This is a genomic window from Leptolyngbya sp. FACHB-671 (assembly GCF_014695745.1).
GTDB lineage: Bacteria > Cyanobacteriota > Cyanobacteriia > Elainellales > Elainellaceae > JAAUTN01.
Map to the genome: position 1 here is coordinate 38,261 of NZ_JACJOV010000159.1, position 11,617 is coordinate 49,877.

Below are 11,617 nucleotides of genomic sequence, written 5' to 3' on the forward strand. Positions count from 1 at the left end.
TCAATCTAAAATCTTAACTGTTAGTGGCCATGATTGGTCAAAAATTGATTTCGGATGGCTCTTCGTCTCTGATCTAGACTGGGGATGGCGGGTAATAGGAATGAAGCTGACGAGAGGAATGTATGAGCGATCGCAACTTCAACAACTTCAACGATGACTTCGACGATTTTGAAGACGACGATTTTGAAGATGATCTTCTCGACGCATCAGGACGAGGTGCTAGAGAAATCGGGGGCGATCGCAACTCCGCTATACTCCGCCCATTCATTCAAGAAATTGAGCAAATTCCGCCTGAGCATCTAGCTAACCTGCTTCAAATGGTTCGCCTGTTTCGTCAGAGCGTTGCCTTAGCCGAGCGGACTGCCAGAACAGAAGCACAGAATTCCCTGCCGATTCAGCCTACCGTTTTGCCACCTGTTGCACCGATAGATACGGCACCCATAGACACTCCTTCGATCGCCCCAGATGTGACTCCAATCGCTCCAAGTAAGAAGCCAACTGGAATAGATCCGATTGAGAAGCTGCTGCTACGATCGCGATTTGAACCGTCTAGCGATCGCACAACTGAACAAGTTAGCAAGCCCCCAACCGAATCATCCCAAGAACCGCCACGGATTCCCCTTCGACTGCCACGGACTTCCGAAGCCAATGTTGAACCTGCTGCTCCTGTCGAAGTTGCTGTTGGCGAATATGGTGTTAGACCTGCATCAACTGAAGACGAGTCTGACTGGGATGAGCTAATGGACTTTCTCGACCAGGACAATCCAAAAGATTTCCGTGAGGAAGAGGAAGACGATTCGCGAAATGACGACTGGGACGAATATTTCCGACCCTCTCCTTGAACGAACTAACTCTTCCCAAACTCAGGTTAATTTCATCGGCATTAGCGGGAACCGATAATTCGCTGTGAATGCAGTCGGTATTGCCATTTTGCGATCGCTTGGCACCACTAGCTCCATCTCGAATGGCTCTATCTGGGACTTGGAACAAATTCGTCGCGCTTCCAATCTAGGGTTAGGAGCTACCAGTGCCGAGCAGATCGAAATCATCACGGCTGACAGCGCGAGCACTCAGATGGCTGACGAAATCTGTAGATTCATGTAACCTGGTAGATTCAATTTTCGCCTTAACTGCCTCCGGTTTATCGGAGCAACTCGTTTCACCTGGGTTGAATTTAAGAGACAGGCAGAGAGAAGATTCACTCACTGTGCAGCCGCAAAACTAAGAGAATCGCACTAGCAAGGGGCTTAAGCCCTTCGTTCTAGGGGAAACGCCTATTCAGTTTGTTTCTGCAAAAGTGTCTGTCTTCTGCTCAATCTCTGCCGTTGAATAGAGCTGATGCAGTGGAGTGGGAAATTGGAATCATGATCAAAATTTTCAAAGCAGATGCACTGCTCTATACCCCCTTCATTAAATCAAAAGGATTCAATTTTTTAGCAGAAAAGGGCATTGTTATCACCGAAGATGAAGCTGATTGTGACTTATTCGTTGCCCAGAGATGTAAAAATCTAATTCCTTTTCAATTGAAATATGGAGCAAAGAAGAAATATTTAGTTTGGTCGCATGAACCTCGCTGGAATACTCATTTTACAGACACGGCAAAGTGGTTTAGCCTACCAGACATTCATATTATGAATGTTTATACCGGAGACATTTATCTCAACAACTACTACACCGTCAACAGCAACGGCATTCAAACAATCGATCGCCTACTAAAGCCGCTCGACGAAAGTAGTTTTCCTAACTTTGAGCATAAAAAGGTTGTGGCTCTGATGTTTTACCGCAACAATCGCCGCCGATGGAGCCTGAAGCGAAACGGAGAGGAGTTAGATTTGTGCTATCTCAGAACCCGTATCGCTCTACAAGGATACAAGTCAGGGAAAGTTGATGTTTATGGTAGAGGTTGGCCAAGAGGTGTTTCATTAGAAGATTCGAGGGGAGAAGGTTGGGAATCAAGAAAAGCAAAAATTTTGCAAAACTATCACTTCAATTTATGTTTTGAAAACACAAATACAGCTTATTACTGCACTGAGAAAATTTGGGATAGTATTCAGCACGGATGCCTTCCCATTTACTATGGAGAAGGTAACAAGAGCTATGAAGATTTTCCGCAGAAGAGTTTTTTAGACTACTGCGACTTTGGCAGCTCGGATGCACTTTTCAGGTATATCGACGCGATGACGGTTGATGAATTTAGAGCACGAATGAATCTTTGCATTGATGCCTACAATCGGGCTTTTGAAAAGCTTGAAGCACCTTCCAATTCATTCTATGAAGAAATGCTGTTGAGAATTGTGCAAAAAGCAAAAGCAATCGTTGGCTCCTGACTATCAAACCAGACTTTCTAATCAGCAGAAAAGTTAAATTGAGGGGAGATCGCACTCCACTTCAGTCAGTTTGCGATTAACCTAGTACAATCAAGACCTTCATCACCTGACTTGCCCAGTCTGACCTGACGGATTCATCATGATGCGACCGGATTTGCAGGGTTTAGAAATTACCAGGGGAGAGCTACGAAAGCTGAGCGGTGTGGATACCAGTCAGGTATTTCGGCGGTCGGTGATGCGGGATTCTCACAAGCGATCGCACTTTCTGATTCGCCAAACTTTAGAAATCTCGCTGATGACACTGCTGGGGTTCATTCCCTTTGCCCTTGCCTTTAACCAGTTTTCACCGCAGCTTCAGCCCTTGCGGTATGAATACATAATTTTCGGCTCAGCGGCGACAATCGCACTTGTAGTCGCAGCTATCATTCAGTTCATTCGAGTTAAAAGAAGTACAACCTCGCCGCTAGTGGGCTTGCTGGATGAGGTCGATCGCCACAATGCGATGATTCGGGCAATTGACATTAATGATCAGATTGAAGCTGCCGGAAATCTGCGAGTGCGCTTGAGCAACCGCCATCGGGTAGTTGAGGCACTCAAGCTAACTAGAGCCAACCTGGTTCGTGCCCTCAAGACAGAGCGCATCTTGCGGGAAAACAAACGGTTTATCGATCGCAATCCAGAACTTTTTGCTGACAATCTGATGGCGTTGCGGGCGCTTCAGGTGAGTGATCAGGCAAGTGAGCATGGACGACTTTTGGACGAAGCTTTGCAGATAGGGTTAAGTGTGCAAGACGAGATGAGAAAATTACAGAGTCGGCACTAAACCAGGGTCGGCATTAATGAACGACGCGATGCAATCGAGCTTATGTCTACCAAACCAAAGATTATCGTGCTTGATGATGACCCAACGGGCTCCCAGACGGTGCATAGCTGTCTGCTGTTAACTCGGTGGGACGTTGATACGCTGCGGTTAGGTTTAGCCGATGAGTCGCCGATCTTTTTTGTGCTAACCAACACAAGGGCAATGACTCCGGCACGGGCGAATGCTGTGACGCGAGAGGTTTGCCAGAATCTCAAGCAGGCGATCGCCGCTGAAAATATCCAGGAGTTTCTGATCGTCAGTCGGTCTGACTCGACGTTGCGAGGACATTATCCCGTAGAAACCGATGCGATCGTCCAGGAGCTTGGCCCGTTTGATGCTCATTTCCTCACCCCCGCTTTTTTTGAAGGTGGACGCATCACCCGCGATAGCATTCACTATCTAATAATTGACGGGGTTCCAACTCCGGTACATGAAACGGAATTTGCCCGTGATTCAGTCTTTAGCTACAGCTACAGCTACCTACCTGATTACGTTGAAGAAAAAACCAAAGGGCGAATTGCGTCCACATCGGTTGAGCGATTTTTGCTAGCAGATATTCGAGCCGGAAGTCTCGATCGCCTGCTGCACTTGAGCAATAACCAGTGTGCAGTGGTTGACGCCGAAACCCAGGCAGACCTCGATCGCTTTGCTGCGGATGTGCTGGCTGCGGCTTCCCACGGCAAGCGTTTTTTGTTTCGCAGCGCGGCTAGCTTGCTGACCGCTTTAGCGGATCTGCCCCCGCAACCCGTTGCGCCCGAAGACATGGCAACCTATACGCGCAACGGCAAACCTGGTGTGGTGTTAGTCGGCTCTCACGTTAAGAAAACAACTGAGCAGCTAGAAGATTTGCTTCAGGCTCCCGGTGTAGTTGGCGTTGAGGTCAAAGTTGAGCAATTGCTAGAAGAATCTGCCGCCCAGCAGCGCAATGCCTTGCTAGAACAGGTGCTTCAGCAGGTTCATGCCATTCATCAAGAGGGCAAAACGCCTGCAATCTATACGAGCCGTCAAGAGCTGCCGTTTGAGGACGTGCAGACGCGGCTCAATTTTGGGGTGATTGTTTCAGCATTGCTGATGGACATGGTGCGCGGATTGCCGTCTAATATTGGTTTCCTCATTAGTAAAGGCGGCATTACTTCTAATGATGTCTTGAGTAGCGGGTTAGCGCTGACTTCGGCGCGGCTGCTAGGGCAAATTTTGCCAGGATGCTCGATTGTGCGTACTCCAAATGACCATCCCCAATTTCCCAACCTGCCTGTGGTACTGTTTCCTGGAAACGTGGGCGATCGCCATGCCCTCACTGCTATTTATCAGCGGCTCAGTCGAGTAAATTAAGCATCCTGCATGGTCTAATTTTTTCTCCGTAGTCTGCAAGAACCGGGTTGATCTGACAAAATTAGCCAAATTGAATGTTTTTTCGATTTATTGCTGAGGCTGTTGCTGTAAGGTAGGCGATCGCTGTGTCACAGGTAGATTAAAAAACGTTTCCCCTTCAAGCCAAAGCGGTATAATCAGCCCATCTTTTACAAAAATTTATTTCGTTGAGGCTGGTCAGCCTGCTATTCTCCCTCGCCATTCTCACTATGCTTAAAACAAAAGATACTTCGGTAGCTACCCTGGCGCTTCTGGTTGCCATTGCTCCTATTTCTAGCGCGCTGGCAGCCTCACCTTTTTTGTCTATGCCAGGTGGGTCAATGGCTCAGGATTCTAGGGCTGACAGTTCTGCCTCGCTGCGATCTTCGGTTCTCGTCAGGACAACTGTGACTGATAACACGACAGACGATTTTCAACTAGTCTCAGTCCTGGGAGAAAACCTGGTTGCACAAGAGACGGCGATCGCAAGTGCAAACAGTGCAGATGCCGCAAACAACGCAGACGCGGGCATTCCAGGTTGGCTGTGGTGGCTGCTGCCGCTGGCGCTGTTAGGCTTACTGTGGTGGCTCCTCAGAAAACGGGCTGAATCTAACAGAGTTGAGTCAAGCCAAGCTGCTTCAGTTCCACCCGTATCTGCTGCTCCACGAGCTTCTCGTGCCGTAACCAGTGGCGTAACAGCCTCCACCCCCTCCACGGAATCTACACATTCTGCATCTAGGGCAGGTGCTACAACGCCGAGTCCAGCTACCAACGCTGCCCCCGTCAGATCTACCTTGGTGGGTGGTGCCGCTGCTGCCGCCCGCTCCTCGTTGTCAAGCGATCGCCCCAACGCAATTCCTGAATATCAGGCCCTTTACAATCGAGGCATGGTGCTGGCTGAATCGGGTCTTTACGAAGAGGCGATCACCAGCTTTGACCGAGCCATAGCAGTTAAACCTGATTTCTTTGCAGCCTGGTCTAGCAAAGGCGATGCGTTGCTCAGTGTCGATCGACCAGAGGAAGCGATCGCTAGCTTTGATCGAGCAATCGAACTCAGCGCAGCCTCAACCAATTCTGCTATTGGAACTGCCTTAGCTGCGACCTGGGCAGGCAAAGGCAATGCGCTGGCAAACTTGGGACGAGCAGAAGAGGCGATCGTCAGTTTTAGCCAAGCCCTCGAAATCGAACCGACCTATGCAGAAGCACAAGCTAGCCGCAACGCCCTAATCACTAGCCTTAACACTGCTGCACTGTCCAGCCCAGCCCAGACTAATTCTTCCTTGGAAAGCGTGCCTTCACTCGCAGAGGCAGATTCAAGCAATCTAGCTGAAATGCCTCCCCTCGTAGAAAGTCCCGCAGCCAGCACCACACCAGAAGACTCAATTGCGGATGTTCCCGCTGAAAATGCTCCTGCTGAGGATATTCCCGCTGAAGACATTTCCGAGATTAGAACTCAAATTGGCGGCGCAGTTTTAGCAGCAGGTACAGCCGCCTGGTCTGCCATGCCTAACGACAGAATTCAGGCTGACAAAATACAGTCCGATATAGAAGCTGCCAAATTTGACGTGGGTCAAACGGATGAAGTTGAATTCCTAGCAGCCGTCGATGAAGACCTGGACGATTTGCCCGAAGGTTACGGCGAAAGCCGGATCGTTTTGATGCCGCGTGACCCGCAGTGGGCTTATGCTTACTGGGACATTCCCATTGGACATAAAGAAGAGTTGCGTCAGCAAGGTGGCTCTTACCTGGCACTGCGGCTATATGACGTGACAGATCTTGACCTAAATCATCAAAACCCGCACAGCCTCCAGCAATTTAGCTGTGAAGAAATGGCGCGAGATTGGTATTTGCCAATTCCAGTGAGCGATCGCGACTACATTGTTGAAATCGGCTACATTACAAACAACAGCGGTTGGCTCATGCTAGCCCGTTCTGCCCCAACCCGCATTCCTCCTGTTTATCCTTCCGACTGGTTTGAAGACCAATTTCTTACCATTTCCTGGGATGAAGATCTGCGCGATAAAACCTTCCTGACGCTTACTCCTCCTACCAAACAAGAAGAAGCCACAGGCAAATCTACCCCTTACAACACCCTCTTTGGACTGGCACAATCAGCAGAATCAATGCGAGTTGCAGGTTCCCTGTTTGGCTCTATGCAACAAGTGCCTCAGCAAGCAATCAGTTCCTACGTCTTCCCGTCAGGTGCAGCACTTTGGTCCATGCCAACTCCATCGGGCATTGGTATGTCGGGCATTGGCATGTCGGGTGCTGGCTTTCCTGCCTCGATTCCGCCAATCCGTCCGCGTAAGTTTTGGCTCGTCGCCGATGCCGAACTGATTGTCTACGGAGCTACCGAACCCGATGCAACAGTTACGATTGACGGACAGCCAATTCAACTCAACCCAGACGGCACCTTCCGCTTTCAAATGTCCTTCCAGGACGGCATTATCAACTATCCCATCATTGCTGTTGCCGTTGACGGAGAGCAAAGCCGCTCAATTCACATGGAATTTAAACGGGAAACTCCAGAGCGAAACACTAATACTAAAAATGAGGCAACTGACGAGTGGTTAGAATAGAACCTCCAATTGAGAAATAGTCGGTGAACTGGCAAAATAGGGCAGACATTAGGAAGCTGAAGAGCAGCAGAAAGTTTTTTCTAGAAGCAGTAGAGCTTGCAGAAAACTATCGGTATGAACCCAACCTACGTAGCCTGAAAACTGGCATAGGTTGTTGTGATCAAAGATACAAACATGATGGATTCTGGCTACATTGATCACATGATGTAGTCTGCCACTACCATCTTTAAAGCTCAACGAATTTGCTGGGTTGTCGTTAACGTGCAATCTCATTTGATCGCATGTCATGCCAGATACGTTTTCTAATAGAGCAATCACGCTTTGTATCGAGGTATCACCGGGTAGGTTAGCTTCTTTTATATCCAAGATGTTGCATACAGTCGAGCTAGGTGTTTTACCACAGTTCCAATAGCTGACATGGGCTTCCCCTGCTCCTAATGCCATTGCTGCTTCCATCTGTCCAATTGAACGAGCAGCTTTCTCTGCAAAATTAGCATCGGTAGAAACATAAACATCTTCATGGCTTAGATGATAGGTTTCGTCGATCGCCAATCCTGCCCCTAGAGGAGAGGCAATCACGTCAGAAGAATGGATAACATTGAGCCACCTTAAAGAGTCATTTTTATACGTTAAAGTGAATTCTTTTACTCTCTCTGGACTGATACCGAGCATAGTATTAAAGAAAAGGATGGGAGATCCCATCGTTGTAATGCTCTTTAATTGAAGTTTTCTAGCTGAGCGATCGCCCTCCAAACCATTAATAACCAACCGAATGTAAAAAGCTGGATCTTTGGGGTGAAATTTCTCAGAAAAGAGAATATCCCACAAGATTACTGTTCCTAAAGAATGCGAGACAATATGCAATTCGGTTTCTTCAGGGTGGTCTTTGATGAATGCCAATAGCTGTTGGGCGATCGCCTTTCTAATTTCTACACCACGCTTTGGGTTTAAGTAGGTAAACATATCACCTACAAATTCGGAAAGAAATCCTTCTCTAAATGTCTGATAGCGAAATATCTCTTGAATGTCAGACTGAGGACGTTTTTTCTTATAGTTCTGCAAATCCTGATGAATCAGGTTCCACATCCTACTAACGTCGTTTAAGGCATTTCCCCAAAAGCAAGAATAAAAGTGAGGTAGAGCCTTGCCCAATTGAGCACAACTTTCTTGGATTGACCGCTTTAGTGGATCTGCATATTTAACATCTCGTGTCGCAACGCCATGAATAAAAAATACAAGCATTCCACTATCTCCTCATTCTAGAGGTTAGCTTTCCCCTCAAAACTTATTGACAACCAGATATACCTGGGCGATCGCCCTCACGTTGAACGCTATCCTTGCCGGAGTTGCTACAGAGTTTAGAATCTTCAATTCTCTTGTCCGGAGTGAGAGTGAATTGCTTGAAGAATGCTTCATGGCTTCGAGCCAAAGCCATTTGCCAAACCGTAAATCAGTTTGACGTATTACTTTTCATCCGTTGTTGCATTAGCTCAACAAGTGATGAAATTTACTGTATGGGGGGCATCCTAATAAAAAATCACCCACTTCTTTTTATCCTAGAAAACAGCTATGTCAACTCACCTGGTTTTAGTAGAACCCAGATTGGCTCAAGCTTCGGCGGCTACGCAGGCTGGAGGATTTCGTGCCGATCAAGTGTGGATGTCCGCATCCGGCACACTCTTTTTGATACTAGCGGGTCTAGCTATATTTACTAAGGTCAAAATTCATCGCCTCTCCAAGCAAAAACGATTTGAGGAATACAAGAACCAGGAGTTACATAAGAAACTCAAGCTTGCGCTTCAAACAATTAGCAAAATGGAGAAAAACCCCGATCTCATCCATTCACGAGAATTTAACCTGGATTACTTGCGAATGCGAATGGAGGAGGAGAAATTTCACTTTGCTATTTTGAATCAAATCAAAATTAAGGTAAAAGAGAAAATCAGTATTGCGCTTCGTCCAACTCAAGCCAGTCAGGGACTTTTGGGAATTGCCAGCACAGGACGGCAGATCGATGAAATTTTTGATATTGAGTATGACCTTACCGACTCACCTAGAGGCGGCAAGCGGGTTCTGTTTCGGGTACAGGTAAAACTGATGAAGTTGCCGACTCAGCCGACATCAGTCACGATCAATCAAATTATTGAGTGTATGCAGACTTACATGAGTCCAAATGCCGATCGCGATACCTGGCAACCGACGATTCAAGGACGCATTGCTTATATGCATTGGGATCAAAAAGCAAAGCCTACTCCTCTACTGGTACTTGAGCAGTCTAATGAAGGAGTGAATGTAACTTTTCGTACTACCCCAATGGCGCATAGCTAAACCCTGGTTGAAAGACTGCGAGAGCCAACTGACGCTTTTTCCTTCTCCGAGGTTTCTTATTCCTATAAACTTTACGTGAAGCTACTGAGTGGAGCTTGCGATCGCCCCAGCATATCGGTCAATCTGTAGTGAAATTGACCGGGTGGAGGGAAAAAGTTGTGAGGGATCTGGGTGGAAATACACAACAGCAAGCAAGAAACGTCAAGCTAACCCCTAGCAGAGTTCGCTTGTCAGACCTTGTCGGCAGATCGGACCCCAACGACTTCTACCGGGTCAAGCTGTCTGGTAAAAGTAGCCTTGACCTAAAGCTGTCTGGCTTAACGGCTAATGCCAACCTAGAGCTACGCAATTCAGCAGGCAGAATTCTCAAAGCATCCCGGTTGAGAGGTACCAACAACGAGGCTGTCAGCTTTAATGTGGCAGCAGGAACTTATTTTGTTCGGGTTTACCAGCAAAGTGGCAACACCCGATACGCGCTAGACATGTCCACAAATCTCGATGCGGCTGGAGACACGCCTGCTCGGGCTCGCAACATTACCCTGGGCAGGGCTGCTACCCGCTATCGTGACTATGTGAATGGTGCTGACAATGACTTCTACAGCTTTAGGCTGAATCAGCGCAAGGAAGTGAGTTTGACGCTAACAGGTCTGACGGGTAATGCAACTCTGCAACTACACGATCGCACTGGCACACCGCTTAAAACATCCCGACAACGAGGTACCACCGCAGAATCCATCCGCGAAATTCTTAACCCAGGAACGTATCAAATTCGTGTTTTTGCGGACACAAAGGTTGTCAATTCTCAATACACTCTTAGAACGTCAGCAATCCCAAGACCTTCCTCAACCCGGCTATCTCAACAGTGGCTCAAGCAATTAGGCGCTGCAAACGTCAACTCGAATGACTATTCTTACGATGTAGCGGCGAACGGCAATAGCGTTTACCAGGTCGGCAGCACAGAGGGTTCACTGCAATCGGGTAGCAACAATGCAGGCAAACAAGATGGCTATGTTAGCCGATATGACAGCAATGGGACTTTACAGTGGACTCGGCAAGTTGGCACGGACGAGTCAGACGTTTTATCAGGAGTGGCGATTGGTCGGACTGGCAGTGCTTATGTAGCGGGTGCCGTTGATCTTGAAGCGCCATCATTATCTAGACTATTCCTCGGTTCAGGTAAAGCTTATATTGCCAGGTACAACACCGACGGTAGCCAAGTCTGGCAACGCGAGTTCGCGCGAGGAAATATTGCTGCTGCCTCTGGAATTGCGCTAGATAGTGCTGATAATTCCTACTTAGCAGGTGGTTTTGTCAACATTGGCGGTTTCTCTGCAAACCTCGGAGCTTTTGTCGCCAAATACGACGCGAACGGCACCTTACAGCCCTGGGCACCTTCAGCCGACATTAACACCATTACCAACAGCGGCGTAATTTCGGGTATCACGGTTGATCAAACGGGCAACATCTACGTCACTGGAATTACCAATGCTTCTATTGACACGTCCAATCTAGATCCCAACAATCTGAATTTTAATAATCTGGATACGGCTCTTACTGGAGAAGATGCTTTTGTTGCTAAATACGACAGCACAGGGAGAAGGCTCTGGTTTAACACCTTAAGAACTAACAGCGACGATTATTCACGGGGAATCGCGATCGATCGCACAGGCAACGTCTATATTACGGGCGAAACGGCTGGCGTCCTTCCATCCGGCAGTTTGCCTACCAACACCAGTGCGGGTGGTGCAGATGCCTTTGTCGCAAAATACAACAGTAACGGCGCATTCCAATGGACAAAGCAGTTTGGCACCACTGGGAATGACCAATCTCAGGGAGTCGCAGTCGATAGCCTGGGCGACGTTTATCTAGCAGGTGAGACATTTAGAACATCCGGTGGGTCAGATTCTCAGGCACTTGTGGCAAAGTATGACAGCACTGGCCGATTGCTCTTGCAGCAGCAGATTGGCACCGCCCAAGATGATGAAGCGTTTGGCATCACAGTTGATTCATCTGATAATGTCTATATTTCTGGACAAACTTTTGGAGATTTAGCGGGGGCAGACAGCAACAAAGGCAAATATGATGCCTGGATAGCAAAGTATCAGCCTTAAAGTGCCAAGGGTTAGTGCTCTGTGGAATCTCTGTGGAATCTCTCTAGAATGTGATGTTTG

The 11,617-nt window shown here is 47.8% G+C and carries 9 protein-coding genes; 8 read left to right on the forward strand and 1 reads right to left on the reverse strand.

The window, feature by feature from the left end; translation table 11 throughout:
- Positions 1-122 precede the first annotated feature (122 nt).
- From H6F93_RS29530 to H6F93_RS35980, 6 genes are all read left to right on the forward strand, one after another.
- Positions 123-842: a hypothetical protein gene (locus H6F93_RS29530; RefSeq protein ID WP_190688949.1), complete on the forward strand. Its 720-nt coding sequence runs from the start codon at positions 123-125 to the stop codon at positions 840-842.
- Positions 843-906: 64 nt separating this feature from the next.
- On the forward strand, positions 907-1,104 hold the full coding sequence (locus H6F93_RS29535) for a hypothetical protein (protein WP_190688953.1): 198 nt from the start codon (positions 907-909) through the stop codon (positions 1,102-1,104).
- Between the two features lie 239 nt (positions 1,105-1,343).
- Complete coding sequence (locus H6F93_RS35510) at positions 1,344-2,327, forward strand: glycosyltransferase family 10 domain-containing protein (RefSeq protein ID WP_206755786.1); 984 nt, start codon at positions 1,344-1,346, stop codon at positions 2,325-2,327.
- 139 nt (positions 2,328-2,466) lie between these two features.
- Positions 2,467-3,150: a hypothetical protein gene (locus tag H6F93_RS29545; RefSeq protein ID WP_199314191.1), complete on the forward strand. Its 684-nt coding sequence runs from the start codon at positions 2,467-2,469 to the stop codon at positions 3,148-3,150.
- A gap of 42 nt (positions 3,151-3,192) precedes the next feature.
- Entirely contained in the window at positions 3,193-4,521 is a 1,329-nt protein-coding gene (locus tag H6F93_RS29550; RefSeq protein WP_190688958.1) for a four-carbon acid sugar kinase family protein, read from the forward strand.
- A gap of 248 nt (positions 4,522-4,769) precedes the next feature.
- On the forward strand, positions 4,770-7,118 hold the full coding sequence (locus H6F93_RS35980; RefSeq protein WP_190688961.1) for a DUF4912 domain-containing protein: 2,349 nt from the start codon (positions 4,770-4,772) through the stop codon (positions 7,116-7,118).
- Between the two features lie 48 nt (positions 7,119-7,166).
- Here the strand turns inward: H6F93_RS35980 and H6F93_RS29560 are convergent, their stop codons facing one another.
- On the reverse strand, positions 7,167-8,360 hold the full coding sequence (locus H6F93_RS29560; protein WP_190688964.1) for a hypothetical protein: 1,194 nt from the start codon (positions 8,358-8,360) through the stop codon (positions 7,167-7,169).
- A gap of 327 nt (positions 8,361-8,687) precedes the next feature.
- On the opposite strand from H6F93_RS29560, the gene H6F93_RS29565 reads away from it, so the two are divergent.
- Positions 8,688-9,446: a hypothetical protein gene (locus H6F93_RS29565; protein WP_190645005.1), complete on the forward strand. Its 759-nt coding sequence runs from the start codon at positions 8,688-8,690 to the stop codon at positions 9,444-9,446.
- A 227-nt stretch (positions 9,447-9,673) separates the two neighbouring features.
- A complete protein-coding gene (locus H6F93_RS29570) occupies positions 9,674-11,557 on the forward strand; it encodes an SBBP repeat-containing protein (RefSeq protein WP_190688967.1) in 1,884 nt (627 codons plus the stop codon).
- Positions 11,558-11,617 lie beyond the last annotated feature (60 nt).

Coding starts and splice junctions, on each gene's coding strand:
- H6F93_RS35980 (WP_190688961.1), top strand. CDS start 4,770: ATGCTTAAAACAAAAGATACTTCGGTAGCTACCCTGGCGCTTCTGGTT.
- H6F93_RS29550 (WP_190688958.1), top strand. CDS start 3,193: ATGTCTACCAAACCAAAGATTATCGTGCTTGATGATGACCCAACGGGC.
- H6F93_RS29560 (WP_190688964.1), bottom strand. CDS start 8,360: ATGCTTGTATTTTTTATTCATGGCGTTGCGACACGAGATGTTAAATAT.
- H6F93_RS29545 (WP_199314191.1), top strand. CDS start 2,467: ATGATGCGACCGGATTTGCAGGGTTTAGAAATTACCAGGGGAGAGCTA.
- H6F93_RS29565 (WP_190645005.1), top strand. CDS start 8,688: ATGTCAACTCACCTGGTTTTAGTAGAACCCAGATTGGCTCAAGCTTCG.
- H6F93_RS29530 (WP_190688949.1), top strand. CDS start 123: ATGAGCGATCGCAACTTCAACAACTTCAACGATGACTTCGACGATTTT.